This window comes from Pseudomonas sp. Pseusp18, from assembly GCF_059506005.1.
The window spans coordinates 5,672,595-5,688,791 of the sequence record NZ_CP169240.1 but is presented as its reverse complement, the minus strand read 5'-3'; the positions used below and the strand labels follow the sequence as shown (position 1 = coordinate 5,688,791).

Annotated in this window: 17 protein-coding genes and 4 tRNA genes; 10 read left to right on the top strand and 11 right to left on the bottom strand. The window is 59.0% G+C overall.

The window, feature by feature from the left end; translation table 11 throughout:
• Nucleotides 1-39: 39 nt before the first annotated feature.
• The 5 genes from ACEN9A_RS25595 to ACEN9A_RS25575 all read left to right on the top strand — a co-directional run bounded on the left by ACEN9A_RS25595 (nucleotide 40) and on the right by ACEN9A_RS25575 (nucleotide 2,230).
• Nucleotides 40-115 (top strand) — tRNA-Asn (locus tag ACEN9A_RS25595).
• A gap of 9 nt (nucleotides 116-124) precedes the next feature.
• Nucleotides 125-201, top strand: a tRNA-Pro gene (locus ACEN9A_RS25590).
• Between the two features lie 5 nt (nucleotides 202-206).
• Nucleotides 207-282: transfer RNA gene (locus tag ACEN9A_RS25585), tRNA-Lys, on the top strand.
• 95 nt (nucleotides 283-377) lie between these two features.
• Nucleotides 378-454: transfer RNA gene (locus ACEN9A_RS25580), tRNA-Pro, on the top strand.
• Between the two features lie 150 nt (nucleotides 455-604).
• Complete coding sequence (locus ACEN9A_RS25575; RefSeq protein ID WP_258671191.1) at nucleotides 605-2,230, top strand: methyl-accepting chemotaxis protein; 1,626 nt, start codon at nucleotides 605-607, stop codon at nucleotides 2,228-2,230.
• 62 nt (nucleotides 2,231-2,292) lie between these two features.
• Here the strand turns inward: ACEN9A_RS25575 and ACEN9A_RS25570 are convergent, their stop codons facing one another.
• The 6 genes from ACEN9A_RS25570 to ACEN9A_RS25545 form a co-directional block, all read right to left on the bottom strand.
• Complete coding sequence (locus ACEN9A_RS25570; RefSeq protein ID WP_138866324.1) at nucleotides 2,293-2,694, bottom strand: HvfA family oxazolone/thioamide-modified RiPP metallophore; 402 nt, start codon at nucleotides 2,692-2,694, stop codon at nucleotides 2,293-2,295.
• Between the two features lie 340 nt (nucleotides 2,695-3,034).
• Nucleotides 3,035-4,333, bottom strand: a complete 1,299-nt coding sequence (locus ACEN9A_RS25565; RefSeq protein WP_019650979.1) for an NAD(P)/FAD-dependent oxidoreductase — start codon at nucleotides 4,331-4,333, stop codon at nucleotides 3,035-3,037.
• Nucleotides 4,334-4,393: 60 nt separating this feature from the next.
• Complete coding sequence (locus ACEN9A_RS25560; protein WP_007938396.1) at nucleotides 4,394-4,567, bottom strand: DUF3094 domain-containing protein; 174 nt, start codon at nucleotides 4,565-4,567, stop codon at nucleotides 4,394-4,396.
• A 161-nt stretch (nucleotides 4,568-4,728) separates the two neighbouring features.
• Nucleotides 4,729-5,355, bottom strand: coding sequence for a DUF1780 domain-containing protein (locus ACEN9A_RS25555; protein WP_007938395.1), 627 nt, complete (start codon nucleotides 5,353-5,355; stop codon nucleotides 4,729-4,731).
• 110 nt (nucleotides 5,356-5,465) lie between these two features.
• Nucleotides 5,466-5,915: a potassium channel family protein gene (locus tag ACEN9A_RS25550; protein ID WP_019650980.1), complete on the bottom strand. Its 450-nt coding sequence runs from the start codon at nucleotides 5,913-5,915 to the stop codon at nucleotides 5,466-5,468.
• Nucleotides 5,916-5,937: 22 nt separating this feature from the next.
• Nucleotides 5,938-7,041, bottom strand: a complete 1,104-nt coding sequence (locus tag ACEN9A_RS25545; RefSeq protein WP_258671190.1) for an AI-2E family transporter — start codon at nucleotides 7,039-7,041, stop codon at nucleotides 5,938-5,940.
• A gap of 252 nt (nucleotides 7,042-7,293) precedes the next feature.
• Between ACEN9A_RS25545 and ACEN9A_RS25540 the strand changes: the two genes are divergently transcribed.
• The 3 genes from ACEN9A_RS25540 to ACEN9A_RS25530 are packed head-to-tail and all read left to right on the top strand — an operon-like array spanning nucleotide 7,294 to nucleotide 11,170.
• On the top strand, nucleotides 7,294-8,661 hold the full coding sequence (locus ACEN9A_RS25540; protein ID WP_258671189.1) for an aromatic acid/H+ symport family MFS transporter: 1,368 nt from the start codon (nucleotides 7,294-7,296) through the stop codon (nucleotides 8,659-8,661).
• The gene (locus ACEN9A_RS25535; RefSeq protein WP_258671188.1) at nucleotides 8,658-9,884 is read left to right on the top strand and encodes a benzoate/H(+) symporter BenE family transporter; all 1,227 of its coding nucleotides are present in this window, start codon (nucleotides 8,658-8,660) and stop codon (nucleotides 9,882-9,884) included. The genes ACEN9A_RS25540 and ACEN9A_RS25535 overlap by 4 nt, the downstream gene beginning before the upstream one ends.
• A gap of 17 nt (nucleotides 9,885-9,901) precedes the next feature.
• Nucleotides 9,902-11,170 (top strand): OprD family porin, encoded by a 1,269-nt coding sequence (locus tag ACEN9A_RS25530; protein ID WP_258671187.1) that lies wholly within the window; start codon nucleotides 9,902-9,904, stop codon nucleotides 11,168-11,170.
• A 9-nt stretch (nucleotides 11,171-11,179) separates the two neighbouring features.
• On the opposite strand, the gene ACEN9A_RS25525 is transcribed toward ACEN9A_RS25530, so the two are convergent.
• A complete protein-coding gene (locus ACEN9A_RS25525) occupies nucleotides 11,180-11,422 on the bottom strand; it encodes a DUF2790 domain-containing protein (RefSeq protein ID WP_018930181.1) in 243 nt (80 codons plus the stop codon).
• Nucleotides 11,423-12,309: 887 nt separating this feature from the next.
• Between ACEN9A_RS25525 and ACEN9A_RS25520 the strand changes: the two genes are divergently transcribed.
• Together ACEN9A_RS25520 and ACEN9A_RS25515 are read left to right on the top strand one after the other, a co-directional pair.
• Nucleotides 12,310-12,999 (top strand): energy-coupling factor ABC transporter permease, encoded by a 690-nt coding sequence (locus tag ACEN9A_RS25520; RefSeq protein WP_258671186.1) that lies wholly within the window; start codon nucleotides 12,310-12,312, stop codon nucleotides 12,997-12,999.
• A 63-nt stretch (nucleotides 13,000-13,062) separates the two neighbouring features.
• Nucleotides 13,063-13,278, top strand: a complete 216-nt coding sequence (locus ACEN9A_RS25515; RefSeq protein ID WP_007938959.1) for a hypothetical protein — start codon at nucleotides 13,063-13,065, stop codon at nucleotides 13,276-13,278.
• Nucleotides 13,279-13,287: 9 nt separating this feature from the next.
• Here ACEN9A_RS25515 and yacG read toward each other — a convergent pair whose 3' ends face one another.
• From yacG to ACEN9A_RS25495, 4 genes are read right to left on the bottom strand one after another with little or no spacing between them, the layout of a single operon-like run.
• Nucleotides 13,288-13,488, bottom strand: a complete 201-nt coding sequence (gene yacG / locus ACEN9A_RS25510; RefSeq protein WP_007938961.1) for a DNA gyrase inhibitor YacG — start codon at nucleotides 13,486-13,488, stop codon at nucleotides 13,288-13,290.
• Nucleotides 13,485-14,108, bottom strand: coding sequence for a dephospho-CoA kinase (gene coaE / locus ACEN9A_RS25505; protein WP_026346004.1), 624 nt, complete (start codon nucleotides 14,106-14,108; stop codon nucleotides 13,485-13,487). Before coaE ends, yacG begins: the two co-directional genes overlap by 4 nt.
• The gene (locus tag ACEN9A_RS25500; RefSeq protein ID WP_258671185.1) at nucleotides 14,105-14,977 is read right to left on the bottom strand and encodes a prepilin peptidase; all 873 of its coding nucleotides are present in this window, start codon (nucleotides 14,975-14,977) and stop codon (nucleotides 14,105-14,107) included. The genes coaE and ACEN9A_RS25500 overlap by 4 nt, the downstream gene beginning before the upstream one ends.
• A gap of 1 nt (nucleotide 14,978) precedes the next feature.
• On the bottom strand, nucleotides 14,979-16,196 hold the full coding sequence (locus tag ACEN9A_RS25495; RefSeq protein WP_019650988.1) for a type II secretion system F family protein: 1,218 nt from the start codon (nucleotides 16,194-16,196) through the stop codon (nucleotides 14,979-14,981).
• Nucleotide 16,197: the final 1 nt, after the last annotated feature.

The following is a 16,197-nucleotide window of genomic DNA, read 5'->3' as shown; positions in this document are numbered from 1 at the left end:
TTGTAAATTGAAATACCAGTTGTAATTGAAATATGTAGTTCCGTGATAGCTCAGTCGGTAGAGCAAATGACTGTTAATCATTGGGTCCCAGGTTCGAGTCCTGGTCACGGAGCCAATTTCAAACCGGGGTATAGCGCAGTCCGGTAGCGCGCCTGCTTTGGGAGCAGGATGTCAGGAGTTCGAATCCCCTTACCCCGACCATTTTTGGGTCGTTAGCTCAGTTGGTAGAGCAGTTGGCTTTTAACCAATTGGTCGTAGGTTCGAATCCCACACGACCCACCATTTTTGAAACCAGTTAACGCTGGAATCGAATCTTAAGATCAGACGCCAAAAGCTCTGTTCGCAGAAGGCGCCTTTCAAAGGTGCCTTTTTTTTACCGGGGTATAGCGCAGTCCGGTAGCGCGCCTGCTTTGGGAGCAGGATGTCAGGAGTTCGAATCCCCTTACCCCGACCATATTAAAAATCCTCGTATCGAAAGATACGGGGATTTTTTTTGCCTGCGAAAAAGCAGATCGTTTCAAGTCATCGTACAACTTGCCGATAACGAGCTAACGGGGCACGGACAGGGCCTCCACTCCAGCCAATAAAAACAAAGGCGCTCGTTATGTTTCTTCGTCAGCTGAATATTGCCCCTCGCGCCGCGCTGGGTTTTGCCTTGATCGCGGTACTGGTGGCGTTGCTCGGGGTATTTGCACTGGGGCAGATGTCGAGCATTCGCGACAGCGAGGTGGCGGTGGAGACCCAATGGTTGCCGAGCATTCGCGGCGGTGACGAGATCCGCGAGCTCATGCTGCGCATCCGTACCATTTCCCTGCGCATGGCCCTGGATCAGGATCCGACGAACATCGCCACTTACCGCAGTCAGATGGACACGCGCGACAAGGAGTTGAGCGAGAAAATCGCCGCTTATGACAAATTGGTCACTACCCCTGAGGGCCAGGAGTTGTATGACCAGTTCAAAAAAACCTTCGCCGCCTACCGCAACGGCATCGCCCAATCCTTCACCCTCGCTGAGCAAGGGAAGCGTGACGAGCTGACCAAACTGCTGCTGGTCGACATGAAGACCGTTGTCGACGGTTCGGGCAAACAGCTCAACGATCTGGCGGAACTGTTCACCCGGCAAGTGGCTGCCGAGAGCCAGAAATCCCAAGAGCACTATGCCAGCTCCCGGATGATCGTCAGCCTGTTCATTGCCCTCGCGGCGTTGGCCACGGTCGGCCTTGCGATGCTGTTGACCCGCAGCATCGTCAAACCCTTGGCAGAGGCGTTGAACGCTGCGGAAAACGTGGCACGAGGCGATCTGACCCGTCCTATCGAAACCCATGGCAACGACGAAGTGAGCCGCTTGCTCAAGGCGCTGGCGACCATGCAACACAACTTGCGTGAAACCTTGCAGGGCATCAGCGGTTCGGCGGCGCAATTGGCGACGGCAGCCGATGAATTGAACGTGGTCACGCTCGACAGCACCCAGAATCTGCAACAGCAGAACAACGAGATAGAACAAGCGGCGACGGCCGTCACCGAAATGACCACGGCGGTGGAGGAGGTCGCACGCAATGCGGTTTCTACCTCCGATGCCACGCGCCAATCCAGTGAGTCGGCACACGTTGGTCAGCAGCGAGTGAGCGAAACCGTGAGAGCCATCAGCGCCCTTGCCAGCGACGTACAGACGACTGGCGGCTTGGTGCAATCGTTGGCCAACCAGTCCCAGGACATCGGCAAGGTGCTGGATGTGATTCGTGCCATTGCCGAACAGACCAACCTGTTGGCTCTTAACGCCGCCATTGAAGCGGCGCGAGCAGGCGAAAGCGGTCGAGGTTTCGCGGTGGTTGCCGACGAAGTGCGCGCCCTGGCGTACCGCACGCAACAATCGACTCAGGAAATCGAACAAATGGTTCAGGGCATGCGTACTGGCTCAACCCAGGCGCTGGACTCCATGCAAGCCAGCTCCTCGCGGGCAGCCAGCACCCTGGCGTTGGCTGAGCATGCGGGTGAGGCGCTGCAGACCATCACCGCCTCGGTTCACCAGATCCACGAACGCAACCTGGTGATCGCCAGCGCCGCCGAAGAGCAGGCGCAAGTGGCGCGTGAAGTTGACCGCAACCTGGTGAACATTCGCGATTTGTCGGTACGCTCCGCTGCTGGCGCCGATCAGACCAGCGCCTCCAGCCATGAGCTGTCGCAGTTGGCCAATTCGTTACGGACCATGGTGCAGCGGTTTCAGTTGTAAATCCGCCGGACGAAAAAAAGCCCCGCTCCTCGATGGAGAAGCAGGGCCTGGTCTTCATTGGCTTAGCTGTTGTCTTTCAGGTGCTCGAACAAGCCTTTTGGCATTTGTTTGCCATTGGCTTCGTAGCTGGCTTTCACATTGTCGAAAGCCTCTTGTTCCGAGATTTGACCATCGTGGTTAGTGTCGATCTTGTCGAAGTCGCCCTTGGGCGCCACTTTCAGGAACTCCGCACGGGACACCTGACCATCGCCATCGGTGTCGGTCTTGGCCATCGAGGCATCGCCGCACTTGCCTTCGCCACATTTGCCTTCTGGGGTTTTTACCGAAGTTTCGGCGGAGGCGACCATGTAGCCCTGGGTCAGTGGCTGCGCGGCGAATACGGAACCGGACAACATCAGGCCGCCGGCCAGGACAGCGCCGAGCAGGCCAACGGTGTTTTTGCTGAGAGTAGTGGTACGGGACATTACAAATCTCCTGGGTTGCACGACACAACCGTTCGATAAAGGACGCCACGTAGGTGCGGCGATGACCGAAGCAGGCGGTGCCTTGCTCGGGTGTGGCCATTTAGCGGGCGTGGTGTATCGCTACTGTGTCGTGCAAGGAGGGAGTTTGTAAGCGAAGGGGTGAAATCGTGGGGGAGATACAGTGAGACACAGAAGTGTTCACGGGGGTAGACCGAGGCGCCTGCATCGCGGGCAAGCCACGCTCCCACAGTTAATCTTTGTTGGCCGCATATTTGCGTACGACGCAGATCCTGTGGGAGCGTGGCATGCCCGCGATGAGGCCCTGACAGACGCCGAAAATTTAGTGCAGCTTGAGCCGTGGCTCGGTCCCACGCCCAATCTTGCTACCAAGCATCAACATCGCCGTACGGAACGCGCCATACAGTGCCATCTGGTGCATGCGGTACAGCGACACGTAAAACATCCGTGCCAGCCAGCCCTCGAGCATCACGCTACCGGTCAGGTTGCCCATCAAGTTACCCACAGCCGAAAAACGCGACAGCGAAATCAGCGAGCCATAGTCGGTGTATTTGTATTCCGGCAGGGCCTTGCCTTCGATCCGCAGTTTCAGCGATTTGGCCAGTAACGAAGCCTGTTGGTGGGCCGCCTGGGCGCGCGGCGGCACATTGCGGTCGCTGCCCGGTTGCGGGCAGGCCGCGCAGTCACCGAAGGCGAAGATGTTCTCGTCGCGGGTGGTTTGCAGGGTCGGCAACACTTGCAGCTGGTTGATGCGGTTGGTTTCCAGGCCATCGATGTCCTTGAGGAAACCCGGCGCACGAATCCCGGCGGCCCAGACTTTGAGGCTGGCGTTGATTACCTGGCCGTCGGCGGTAATCAGGCTGTCGGCGGTCACTTCGCTGACCGCGGCATTGGTCATGACGTTGACCCCGAGTTTCTCCAGGGTTTTATGCACAGGCCCGCCGATCCGTTCCGGCAGCGCCGGGAGAACCCGTGGCCCGGCTTCGATCAGGGTGATGTGCATGTTTTCCGGCTTGATCCGGTCCAGGCCATAAGCCGCCAGTTCATGGGCGGCGTTGTGCAGTTCCGCTGCCAGTTCGACCCCGGTGGCACCGGCGCCGACGATGGCCACGCTGATCTGTTGCACGGTGTCGGTCTGTCCGGCGTGCGCGCGCAGGTAGTGATTGAGCAGTTGCTGATGGAAGCGCTCGGCCTGTTTGCGGGTGTCGAGGAACAGGCAGTGTTGCGCCGCGCCTTGAGTGCCGAAGTCGTTGGTGGTGCTGCCGACCGCGATCACCAGCGAGTCGTAAGGCACTTCGCGCGCCGGCACCAGTTCCAGACCAGCTTCGTCATAAGTGGCGGCCAGCTGGATTCTCTTCTGTGCGCGATCGAGCCCGCTCATGCGCCCCAGCTGGAACTCGAAATGGTTCCATTTTGCCTGGGCAACATAGTTGAGTTCGTCTTCGGAAGAGTTGAGCGATCCAGCGGCCACTTCGTGCAACAGCGGTTTCCAGATGTGGGTCAGGTTCGCGTCGACCAGCATCACACTGGCCGTGCCGCGCTTGCCCAGAGTCTTACCCAGACGGGTAGCCAACTCCAGACCGCCGGCGCCGCCGCCAACGATGACAATACGATGAGTCATGGGGATATCTCGCAAGGCTAAAAGAAATCGGTGCAATTACCCGAGCGAGCGCGATGCAGCTCATAGCGTCAGGTAACTGATAAGTCGGCTCAACAGGCCCAGGCCAATGGTCACTGCCAACACCACCACCAGGAGCATCCACGGCCGGAAAGGCCGGCGCTCGACTTGGTGCTGGGACAGGTGCAGGTACTCTTCGACATGCTTCTGGTCGTCGGGGTTCAGGCGGCTGGTCATAAAGGCCTCGTCGGGTAGACGTTGCTGAATGTGCAGACGTTACAGCAGATTGTCTGCAAGCGTTGAACGGTGCATGTGGTTCGGGTGAACGATTGCGCTTTGTAACATTCGGCCAGTGATTGCGCCATCCTGTGCAGGGTTGCCGGTATCTGTGGCGGGACTCACAGGCTGATCCCGACATCGAAGACGATGCTGCGTCCCAGGTTGCTGCGCAGGAAATCCGGGGCGTCCGGGTGGGCGAAGAGCACGCGGGCGAAGGTCGGGCCGACCAGCGACAGCGAACGCCAGCCTTGACGCAGGTATTCGGTGGGGGGCGGGAAGTGGCTGTTGAGGTCCAGCACTTCGCGCTTGAGGCTGGCGAAGGCGATGATGTCCAGATCCCCCAGGTCCATGCCGCGCTCTTTGTAGTTGTGGGCTTTTTTGCGCAAGGTTGGCGCCAGTCTCAGCAGAAATTCATTAGCCGGGATCCGCCGGGGCTTGGCCTCGCGGCGCACCAGCTGGCTCAGGGAGAACGCGCTGCGCCGACGTTGCAGCTCATCACGCCATTCATCATTGAGGCGCCGGCCCTCGTCGAGCACGAAGAACACCTCGAAATTCGCGTCGCGAAACAGCACGTCCGGCGGCTCTCCGGCGGGGGCAAACTCGTCGGCGCGATAGGGAATGTTCAGACCTTGCAGCAGGCGCTGGCAAACCCAACGCTCACGCTCCCATTTGCGGGCATTGGAAAGGAACGTGTTGGCTTGCTCGGCCGCGATGGTCAGCAGGCGTAAATAATCTGAGTCATCCATAGGCCCAAGCTTAGCGTTCAAATGTGATCTGAATAATAAAGTCTGTCGCAAAAGAAAAAAGGCTGTCGCGATTTCTTCAGATAGAACCTTACCTGCTTTTTCTGACGTACCTATAGGTGTTCGCGCTGTTGTAGCCTTTCCATGCTGTGTTTGATGACATCCATCACCGCAGCGGTCATGACTGAGGTAGAGACACCAAACATCAGGATGCCGTTGGCGGCTTCCAGTGGGCCAAGCAGACGCCAGCGTGGGGACATGATGATATCGCCATAGCCCAGCGTGGCAAAGTTGACTGCCGAGTGATAGAGCGCAGTGGCGAATTCGTCGAATTCGTCGAGCAACATGAACAGGGTGGCCCAGATGACGATCTGCACGAAATTGCCGAGCAACATCAGCACCATGACCATCGACAGCAACAGGATATTCAGCCATTGCGATTCGCGATTTGGATGGGTATGCCTGAAATGCACGTAATGGCGCAAACAGATAGTTATGAAAACGGCTTGCATCAGCAGGCAGAACAGCATCACGGGGAGACCGGCGAGTAGATTCAACAGCATGGCGATATCCTCGGCAGACGTGTCAGGTCGGTCCCTGGTGGTCTGTCCCGGGTTCTTGCGCTTGATCGTCCACCCATTGCCAGAACAGCCGATAACCGACCGCCAGTATCACGGGGCCGATAAACAGGCCGAGGATACCGCTCGTGACCATGCCGCCCAAGGCACCGATCAGCACCACCGGCATTGGCACATCGACACCTCGACCTAGCAGCAACGGTTTGAGGACGTTATCGACCAGGCCCGCAACGAAGACATAGATGGCAAACACAATGGTCGCCGTACTGGCACCTTCGTTCGCGAAGACGTAGACGATGACCGGAAGGGTAATCAGGGTGGCCGGTAATTGCATGATGCCAATAAGCAGCACCGCCAAGGCGAGAAGACCTGCGCCGGGGATGCCCATGGACACAAAGCCGATGCCGATCAACAGCATCTGGATGAAGGCGATGCCGACCACGCCCAACGCCACTGCCCGGATGGTCGCGGTGCACAGCTCGGTGATTTTCGGTCCCTTGACCGGGCCGCAGAAGCGCGAAGCGATTTGCACTGCGCTGCGGTGGCCACTTTCACCATAGGCTAAAAAAATACCGGCAATCATCAGGGCGAAGATGAATAACAGGAGCCCCATGCCGGCCCCCGCCAGCTTGCTCAGCAGGGAGAGGCTGACACCTTTGATTTGCGGTATGAACTTCTGTAGCAGGTCGGGCAGGTTGGTGACAGCTTGTGTCCATAAGCCATGAAGGGGTTTGCCCACGAGTGGCCAGCCGGCCACCGCATCGGACGGCGGGGGGATATGGAAACTGTCACTTTTGACCATGCTTATCGCCCGTTCCACGGAGTCTGCAATCGAGGTTCCCAACAAATAGGCAGGCACCATAAGGATGCAGATGGCGATCAGCACAATCAGCGTCGCGCTGAGCCCATCCTTGTCTCCCAGCATGCCTTTGAACCTGACCTGTGATGGGTAGAGGGTGATTGCCAGGATTATCGACCACAGCATCAGATCGAGGAATGGACTGAATATCTGGAAGCAGAAAACCACCAGAACGGCAATCAACCCGGCACGAATCAGTACATCGAGCAGACCTCGAGAGAAAGCCTTCTCGGAAATGGGCGTGGGAACCATTGATTTTTCCTCCTGTAGATAGGAGCAAAGGCATGAGCGGTGTAAGTCCAGCATAGACGTGCTCCTCGCCACAGGTTTCTCTGATTCAAGCCCCTCTTTCCCCACCCAACGCCCGGTTCCGGGCAGTGCACAAAACGGATAGCGATCTGCGCAAAGCGGATATTGCCCCGTGCCTGGCGACTTTACCCTCGGCTGTACGGACGTTAGCCGCGTTACCGACTCTTAAAAAAACAACAACAAGAGATAGATGCCATGCGCAAGATTGACGTACATGAGGTTATCGACAAGGCACGATTCAACCGCTTTCACTGGATGGTGCTGTTCTGGTGCGCCCTGATCATCATTTTCGACGGTTACGATTTGGTGATCTACGGCGTGGTGTTGCCGATGCTGATGAAAGAGTGGGGGCTCAGTCCTCTGCAAGCCGGCGCACTGGGAAGTTATGCACTGTTTGGAATGATGTTTGGCGCGCTGTTTTTCGGCCCGCTGTCAGACAAGATCGGTCGTAAAAAAGCCATCACCCTGTGCGTGATGCTGTTCAGCGGTTTTACCGTACTCAACGGTTTTGCCAGTGACCCCACCGAGTTTGGCCTCTGTCGGTTCATTGCCGGGCTGGGCATTGGCGGGGTGATGCCCAACGTCGTGGCGCTGATGAACGAATACGCGCCGAAGAAAATCCGCAGCACGCTGGTGGCGATCATGTTCAGCGGCTACTCGGTGGGCGGCATGCTCTCGGCGGGGCTCGGCATCGTGCTGATCCCAAGTTTCGGTTGGCAGTCGGTGTTTTACGTGGCGGTGCTGCCGTTGCTGCTGTTGCCGTTGATCATGTACTTCCTGCCTGAATCGGTGGGTTTCATGCTGCGTCAGGGGCGCAATGAAGAGGCGCGCAACATTCTCCAGCGAGTCGATCCGGCGTATATCGCGCAAACCGGCGATCAGCTGCACATGAGCGAAGTGAAGGGCAGCGGCACCCCGGTGTTGCAGTTGTTTCGTGAGGGGCGGGCGCTGCGCACGCTGATGCTGTGGCTGGCTTTTTTCTGCTGCTTGCTGATGGTCTACGCCTTGAGTTCCTGGCTGCCGAAACTGATGGCAAACGCCGGTTACAGCCTGGGCTCGAGCCTGTCGTTCCTGCTGGTGCTCAACTTCGGCGCCATTTTTGGCGCGGTCGGCGGCGGTGTGCTGGGTGACAAACTCAACCTGCCGCGCGTGTTGGCGATGTTCTTCGCCGGTGCAGCCGTATCGATCACCTTGCTTGGCTTCAACAGTCCGATGCCGGTGTTGTACCTGCTGATCGCCATCGCTGGCGCCACCACCATCGGCTCGCAGATTCTGCTGTACGCCTGCGCCGCGCAGTTCTACTCCATGGCCATTCGCTCCACCGGTTTGGGCTGGGCGTCGGGCATCGGCCGCAACGGCGCTATCGTCGGCCCGCTGCTGGGTGGTGCCTTGCTGGGGATCAGCCTGCCGCTGCAACTGAACTTCATGGCGTTTGCCTTGCCCGGTGCGGTGGCCGCCATTGCCATGACCGTGTTCGCGATCAGCAGTCAGCGCAGTGTCAAACAAGCGCTGTCGGGCCTGCGCCATGGTTCGCCTGGCGGGTCTGTCGGCGACGTTTCATGAAAACGTTAGTCCGGGATTTTTCCTTGTCGGCTGCCGTCGCCGGATTTATCGCGACGGTGATTTCCTACGCGGGCCCCTTGGTGATCATCTTTCAAGCCGCCGAAACCGCGCACCTCTCGCGAGAAGTGCTGTCGTCGTGGGTCTGGGCGATTTCCATCGGCAGCGCGGTGCTCGGCATCGGTTTGAGCCTGCGTTACCGGGTGCCGGTGATTATCGCTTGGTCGGCGCCGGGCTCGGCGTTGCTGGTGGCGCTGTTGCCGGGAATCTCCATGCCCGAAGCGGTGGGCGCGTACCTGGTCAGCAGCCTGATTATCTTTCTGGTCGGGGTGTCGGGAGCATTTGACCGGATCATCGGCAAACTGCCCGCGGCGATTGCGGCGGCGATGCTGGCGGGGATTCTGTTCAGTTTCGGCACCGGGTTGTTCGTCTCGTTGCAAGGCAAGCCGCTGCTGGTGCTGGTGCTGGCGATGTTTGCAACGTATCTGATCTGCAAACGGGTGATGCCGCGATATGCGGTGTTGATGGTGCTGCTGGTGGGCTGTTCCATCGCGTTTCTCGCCGGTGATTTGCACCGCGAAGCGCTGGTGATCGGTTTGGCCACGCCAGTGTGGATCACGCCTGCGTTCAGTTTGAGCGCGACGCTGAATATCGCCTTGCCGCTGGTGATGGTGGCGCTGACCGGCCAGTTTGTCCCCGGCATGGCGGTGCTGCGCGCCAGCGGCTACTCAACGCCCGCCGGCCCGATCATCGCCAGCAGTGCGTTGGGCACTGCGCTGTTGGCGCCGTTCGGTTGTCACGGGCTGAATCTGGCGGCGATTACCGCCGCCATCTGTACCGGTCGCGAGGCCCATGAAAACCCGGGCAAACGCTATGTGGCCGGGGTGGTGGGCGGTCTCTGTTATTTGGTGCTGGGGATCTTTGGCGCCACGCTGGTTTCGTTGTTTTCGGCGTTTCCCAAGGAGTTGATCGCAGCCCTGGCCGGGCTGGCGCTGTTCTCCGCGATCGCCGGGGCACTGGCTGGCGCAATGGCGGTGCCGAGTGATCGTGAAGCCGCGTTGGTGACCTTTCTCACCACCGCCTCGGGCATGTCGCTGTTTGGGTTGTCTGCCGCTTTCTGGGGACTGATTTTCGGCATGGTCACCCACTTGTTTTTAAGCGCCCGTCGTCCCGTCCCTAGCGGCGAAATCGCCGCAATCGAATCACTTCAACCTGTCGATCAATAAAAATAAGAGAAAAAACGATGAAACAGATTTTTCCAACAACCGGTTCAGTGTTGTCCATCGCTGTCGTCTCGAGTTTCTCCACCGGTGCGATGGCCGCCGAGGGCGGCATCATCGAAGACAGCACCGCCACCTTGCAAGCGCGCAATTACTACTTCAGCCGAGACTTTTCCGACATCGTCGGCGCCAATAAACAGTCGAAGGCCGAAGAGTGGGCACAGGGCTTCATTCTCAACGTCAAATCCGGTTACACCCAGGGGCCTGTCGGTTTTGGTGTGGATGTCATTGGCCTGCTCGGCCTCAAACTCGACAGCAGCCCGGATCGGGTCAATACCGGTTTGTTGCCGGTGCACGATGATGGACGCGCGGCGAATGAATACAGTCGTCTGGGGGGCGCGCTGAAGGTGCGTTACTCCAAGACCGAATTGAAGGTGGGGGAACTGCAACCCAACCTGCCGGTGCTGGCCTTCAGCGATATCCGTCTGCTGCCACCCAGTTATCAGGGCGCAAGCATCAGCTCCAATGAGATCGATGGCTTGACCTTACAGGGCGGTCATTTGAGTTCGACCAGCCTGCGCAACGAGGCTGGCGATGAAAAGATGCAAGCCATGCTCGGTCATGTACCCCAGCGTCAGGTCAGCAGCGATGGTTTCAACTTTGCCGGCGCCGACTACGCGTTCAATGATAAACGCAGTTCGGTCAGCGCCTGGTTCGGGCAACTGGAAGATATCTACAACCAGCGCTTTCTCGGCTTCAAGCACAGCGAGCCGGCGGGAGACTGGACCCTGGGCGCCAACCTTGGCTATTACGATTCGCGCGAAGACGGCAAAAAGTTGCTGGGCAATATCGACAACCAGGCGTTCTTCTCCCTGCTGTCGGCCAAGCGCGGGGGCCACACGTTTTATGTCGGCTACCAGGGCATGTTCGGCGACAGCGCCTTTCCGCGAGTGTTTGCCAACATCTCACCGCTGGGCAACGAGGTGCCGACCTATGAGTTTGCCTACACCGATGAGCGTTCCTGGCAGGCGCGTTACGACTACGACTTCGCCGCCCTCGGCGTGCCGGGGCTGACCAGCACCGTGCGTTACATCACCGGCAATAACGTCGACACCGGCAAGGGGTTTGAAGGCAAGGACCGCGAGCGCGATCTGGACATCGGCTATGTGTTGCAAAGCGGCAGCCTCAAAGGCCTCGGGATCCGCGTGCGCAACGCCATGGCGCGCTCCAACTACCGCAGTGATATCGACGAGAATCGCCTGATTCTCAGCTACACATGGAAGTTGTTATGACTGGGGCGATCACAGATCGGTGGTGCAGTTGCCCATGACTTCGTACGTCACGCGATGGGTCTGGCCCTGATGGTCGATATATTCCATGGTCGCTGGCACGACTCCGCAGGCGGTTGCGGTGTCTGTCACTGAAACGACCTTGGCGATGTCCAGTGGCTGTGCCGGGTTGTACGGGGTGGCAGCGGCTGGCTCGTTGGCGGCCAGGGCCGAGGTGGCGGCGAGGGTCAGGAACAGGCTGGTCAGGGTTTTCATTTTTCTGTGCTCTGTGTGGGTTCCAGTGTCTGAATTTTAGTCTTTGCCTGCGGGGGATAAAGGGGGCTGGGTCTGATTCAGTCTTGCAGGAAATGTAACAATCGCTGGGTCTTTGATCGTGTGCATATCCGTTTCTGCGGTAGTGCCGGCTGGCGGTTTCGCTCTTACAGCGAGTCACTTTGAAAAGCCCAAAGTAACCAAAGGCTCTTGCCCCTTTCGTTCGGCCCTTCGCCTAGGCTCAGGGTGCCCTCGCTCCGGTCCTGCTCCGTGGGCCCGCCGCCATCGGCCATCCATGGCCGGGGGCGGCTAACCCGGCATCCATGCCGGGTTGCCCACTGCGCAGAACCTCCACTCGGTCTCTCGAGGGGGCGTGCACCGCAAAAGCCAAAGCGAGGCGGCCTACCGGCCGGCCTGACTTCAAGTGAACGCATTCCCCTGTAGGAGCTGCCGAAGGCTGCGATCTTTTGATCTTGCCGTTGCCGTTGCTTTGGTTTTTGATCTTGATCTGTCCGCCCCTTTCCCAGAGGCCGAACGCAGGCGTTGCGTAGGGGGCACCGCGGCAGGGATGCCGCGGTAGCCGCCCCCGGCCATGGATGGCCGATGGCGGCGGGCCCCCGGAGCAATGCCGGAGTGAGGGCATGCCGAGCCTAGGCGAGGCACCGAATGGAGGGGCAAAAGCGCTTTGGTTACTTTCGCGCTTTTCGAAAGTGACTCGCTGTAAAAGCGAAACCATAAGTCGCCGTTACCGCAGTAACGGATATGTACACGATCAGAAAAGAGCCGCCATATGCCCCCTAATCCTAAAACGCCCCTCCAGAGCAATGTCGAAGGGCGGTGTAGACTGATGACCTGTTCTCTTCTGGCAAGACAAGGGAGTGTGCCCAGCCATGATCGGTGCCGAGTTACTGTCATCCGAAACCCTGACGGTGGGTTGGCTGATCTATATACCGGCGCTGATCTGGGCAATTGCGCGAGCGCCATGGGTCGAACTGTTCAGCGACAGCCGTCGCCAGCATCTGCTGTTCGGTACGGTGTTCGCGCTGTTCATGCTGTGGCTGGTGCGACGGGACTTCGATACCGGCGTGTCCTATCACTTCATCGGCATGACCGCCGTGACCTTACTGCTGGATTGGCCGTTGGCGATTGTCGGCGGGTTGGTCGCGCAGGTGGGCTTGGTGTTGCTCGGGCGTCAGGACCTGGCCGCTGTCGGCGTAAACGGAGCGCTGCTGATTCTGCTGCCGGTGCTGGTCACCGAGTGCTGCGCCATCCTGGTGGAGCGCGCGCAGCCACGTAATCCCTTCGTGTACATCTTCTGTTCCGGTTTTTTTGCCGCTGCGCTGTCGGCCTTGTTGTGCCTGATCCTGACACTCACGCTGCTGTGGTACGACGAGCGATTCGCCATGCCGTATTGGCTGGAAGACTTTGTTGGTTACCTGTGGTTGCTGATTTTTCCGGAAGCGTTCATCAACGGCATGGTGGTCAGCGCGTTGGTGGTGTTCTGCCCCGAATGGCTGGAGACGTTCAATCGCACGCGCTATCTATCGGCGCCCTGGAAAGATGACGATCCCGAATCTTGATCCACATCAAATCCAAAAAACGTTGACGAATCCATGCTTCGGAAAACTTTCAGGAGCATCGAAATGAGTGTCTACGAGTGGGCCAGGCAGGAGCTGCGTCAGAGTCTGGATGTGGCGCAAGAGGTGGGTTTCGATCCGGGATTGAGCCTGCGCGCCTTGCTCAGTGCAGTGGTGCAGCAGAGCAAGGCAGTACGCAATATCGAAGACCTGGCCGATGAGTTGCGGTTTCTCGCCGAGAACCTCGACGAGGGCCAGGACTATGGCTTTATGCGGCCCTGATGGCCGGGATCAGTGACGTGGGTCGAAGTCGCCGCTGAACAACTCGTCCTCGGCATCGGGGGGCACCGGGATCTTGTGCTCTTCCGACGCCCAGGCGCCCAAGTCGATCAGTTTGCAACGGTCCGAACAGAATGGCCGGAATTTGTTCTCGGGGCTCCATTCGACAGGGGCGCCACAGGTTGGGCAATCGACGGTCGGGGTTTGGCTCATGACTGGCCTCCACGCAAAGTAAGGTAAAAGTGATGCAGGCGTTCGACCTCGCTGTGCAGCCAGGCGAGGTCGCGGTCGTTGACCACCACATCGTCGGCATGGCTCACGCGGTCCTGTCGGCTGGACTGAGCCTTGAGGATCGCCTGGACTTGCTGTTCGCTGGTCTGGTCACGCTGCAGGGTGCGTTCGATCTGTAACTGTTCCGGGGCATCGATCACCAGGACCCGTTGGGTCATGGCGTACTGCCCGGACTCGATCAGCAGCGGCGAAACCAGAATCGCATAAGGCGATTGTGCCTTGGCCAGATGATGGGCGATTTCCTCGGCGATCAACGGATGCAGTAGCGCTTCAAGCCAGCGGCGTTCTTCCGGCACCTCGAAGATCAGCTTGCGCAGGGCCGCACGATCCAGCTGGCCATCGGCTTGCAACACGCCGGGGCCAAAGTGCTCGGCGATTTTTGCCAGTGCCGGGCGACCGGGTTCGACCACCCAGCGAGCCGCATGATCGGCGTCCACCACGTGCACGCCGAGGTCGATGAAGTGCTGCGCGGCCGCGCTTTTGCCGCTGCCGATGCCGCCGGTCAGGCCGAGAATCCAGGGTTTTTCCACAGGGGTATTCATTTCAAACCGACAAACTGCCAATAGAAGCCGGTTATTTGACCACCCCAGAGCAAGGCAATCCAGCCGGCAATGGCCAGATAGGGTCCAAAGGGTAGGGGCGTCGAGGTTTTCGCATCCCGCAGGCGCAGCAAAATAACCCCGAGAATGGCCCCTACCAGCGATGACAGCAGAATGGTCATGGGCAGGATCTGCCAGCCGCCCCAGGCGCCGAGCATCGCCAGGAGCTTGAAGTCACCGTAACCGATGCCGTCCTTGCCGGTGACCAGCTTGAACAGCCAGAACACTGTCCACAGCGCCATGTAGCCGGCCACCGCGCCCCAGAACGCGTCATGCAGTGATACGAAGAGCCCGAAGCTGTTGAGGACCAGTCCCAACCACATCAATGGCATCACCAGTACGTCCGGCAACAGTTGATGTTCGGCATCGATCAGGCTCATCGCCAGCAGGCCCCAACTCAGGACCAGCACCATGCAGGCCTGCCAGCCGAAACCGAAATGCCAGGCGACGAACGCCGACAGCAGGCCGCAGGCCAGTTCGGTCAGCGGGTAACGTTTACTGATCGGCGCTGCACAGCTCGAGCATCGCCCACGTAAAAACAGATAACTGAGTATTGGAATGTTCTCCCACACTCGAATCCGATGGCCGCAGTGAGGACACTCGGAGTGGGGCAATATCAGGTTGTAGGTCGGGCCGGGGGCTTCGGCTGGCAAGTCCAGTACGTCATGGGCCTGCAGGCGCCATTCACGCTCAAGCATTTTCGGCAGGCGCCAGACCACCACGTTGAGAAAACTGCCGATCAGCAGGCCGATTACCCCTGCGGTAATCACGAAGGCCAGCGGGTTGAGGCTCAGAAAATCGTTCAAGGACATATCAGACCGCTGAGCCGAGTTGGAAGATGGGCAGGTACATTGCAACCACCAGCCCGCCGACGATAACACCCAGCACCACCATGATGAATGGCTCCATCAGGCTGGTCAGGTTATCGACCATGTTGTCCACCTCGGCCTCGTAGAAACTCGCGACCTTGTCGAGCATGTCGTCCAGCGCACCGGACTCTTCGCCAATGGCCGTCATCTGGATCGCCATGGTCGGAAAGATGCCGGAGGTACGCATGGAAAAATTCAGCTGCATGCCGGTCGAAACGTCCTGCTTGATGCGCAACACCGCTCGCTTGAACACGATATTGCCGGTCGCGCCCGCCACTGACTCCAGGGCTTCGACCAGTGGCACGCCGGCGGCAAACGTCGTCGACAGGGTGCGGGCGTATCGGGCCACGGCGGACTTGTACATGAGCGCGCCAACCAGCGGCAGTTTCAGCAACCAGGTGTCCGTCCGGTCGCGAAAACCCGGGGAATTCTTGAAGGCATGGCGCAGGCCGAAGATCCCCCCAGCCAGCACGCCGAGTATCATCCACCACCAGTCCTGCATGAACTCCGACAAGCCGATGACCATCACGGTGAACGCCGGCAGTTCGGCGCCGAACCCCGAGAATACCGACTGGAACTGCGGCACAACCTTGACCAGCAGAATGCCGGTCACAATGATTGCAACGAACACCACCGCCAGCGGGTAGGTCATGGCTTTCTTGATCTTGGCCTTGAGGCTTTCGCTCTTTTCCTTGTAGGTCGCCACCCGTTCCAGCAAGGTATCCAGGGCACCGGCCTGCTCGCCGGCGTCCACCAGGTTGCAGTACAGCTCGTCGAAATACTGGGGCTTTTTGCGCAGGGCCGCGGCGAAGCTGTTACCGGCCGCGACTTCCTGTTTCACCTCGTCCACCAGCTTGCGCATGTTCGGGTTATCAAAGCCTTCGCCGATGATCTCGAACGATTGCAGCAGCGGTACGCCGGCTTTCATCATGGTCGCCATCTGCCGGGTAAACAGGGCAATGTCCAAGGGTTTGATGCGCTTACCGGCACTGAAAATGGACGTGGACTTTTTCCGCACCTTGCCCGGGTTGATGCCCTGCTTGCGCAACTGGGCCTTGATCAGCGCAGGATTTTGTCCGGTCAACTCGCCGGTCATTTTCGCACCTTTGCGATCCGTGCCTTCCCAGGCATACACGCTGATTTTCGCTGCTTTGACCGCCATA

Bases quoted from the DNA above. Each gene is read 5' to 3' on its own strand.
- ACEN9A_RS25550 (WP_019650980.1), bottom strand. From the start codon at position 5,915: ATGCTGTTGAATCTACTCGCCGGTCTCCCCGTGATGCTGTTCTGCCTG.
- ACEN9A_RS25570 (WP_138866324.1), bottom strand. From the start codon at position 2,694: ATGTCCCGTACCACTACTCTCAGCAAAAACACCGTTGGCCTGCTCGGC.
- ACEN9A_RS25545 (WP_258671190.1), bottom strand. From the start codon at position 7,041: ATGGTTCCCACGCCCATTTCCGAGAAGGCTTTCTCTCGAGGTCTGCTC.
- ACEN9A_RS25500 (WP_258671185.1), bottom strand. From the start codon at position 14,977: ATGTCCTTGAACGATTTTCTGAGCCTCAACCCGCTGGCCTTCGTGATT.
- ACEN9A_RS25530 (WP_258671187.1), top strand. From the start codon at position 9,902: ATGAAACAGATTTTTCCAACAACCGGTTCAGTGTTGTCCATCGCTGTC.
- ACEN9A_RS25515 (WP_007938959.1), top strand. From the start codon at position 13,063: ATGAGTGTCTACGAGTGGGCCAGGCAGGAGCTGCGTCAGAGTCTGGAT.
- ACEN9A_RS25560 (WP_007938396.1), bottom strand. From the start codon at position 4,567: ATGACCAGCCGCCTGAACCCCGACGACCAGAAGCATGTCGAAGAGTAC.
- ACEN9A_RS25520 (WP_258671186.1), top strand. From the start codon at position 12,310: ATGATCGGTGCCGAGTTACTGTCATCCGAAACCCTGACGGTGGGTTGG.
- ACEN9A_RS25525 (WP_018930181.1), bottom strand. From the start codon at position 11,422: ATGAAAACCCTGACCAGCCTGTTCCTGACCCTCGCCGCCACCTCGGCC.
- ACEN9A_RS25555 (WP_007938395.1), bottom strand. From the start codon at position 5,355: ATGGATGACTCAGATTATTTACGCCTGCTGACCATCGCGGCCGAGCAA.
- ACEN9A_RS25575 (WP_258671191.1), top strand. From the start codon at position 605: ATGTTTCTTCGTCAGCTGAATATTGCCCCTCGCGCCGCGCTGGGTTTT.
- coaE (WP_026346004.1), bottom strand. From the start codon at position 14,108: ATGAATACCCCTGTGGAAAAACCCTGGATTCTCGGCCTGACCGGCGGC.
- ACEN9A_RS25495 (WP_019650988.1), bottom strand. From the start codon at position 16,196: ATGGCGGTCAAAGCAGCGAAAATCAGCGTGTATGCCTGGGAAGGCACG.
- yacG (WP_007938961.1), bottom strand. From the start codon at position 13,488: ATGAGCCAAACCCCGACCGTCGATTGCCCAACCTGTGGCGCCCCTGTC.
- ACEN9A_RS25540 (WP_258671189.1), top strand. From the start codon at position 7,294: ATGCGCAAGATTGACGTACATGAGGTTATCGACAAGGCACGATTCAAC.
- ACEN9A_RS25535 (WP_258671188.1), top strand. From the start codon at position 8,658: ATGAAAACGTTAGTCCGGGATTTTTCCTTGTCGGCTGCCGTCGCCGGA.
- ACEN9A_RS25565 (WP_019650979.1), bottom strand. From the start codon at position 4,333: ATGACTCATCGTATTGTCATCGTTGGCGGCGGCGCCGGCGGTCTGGAG.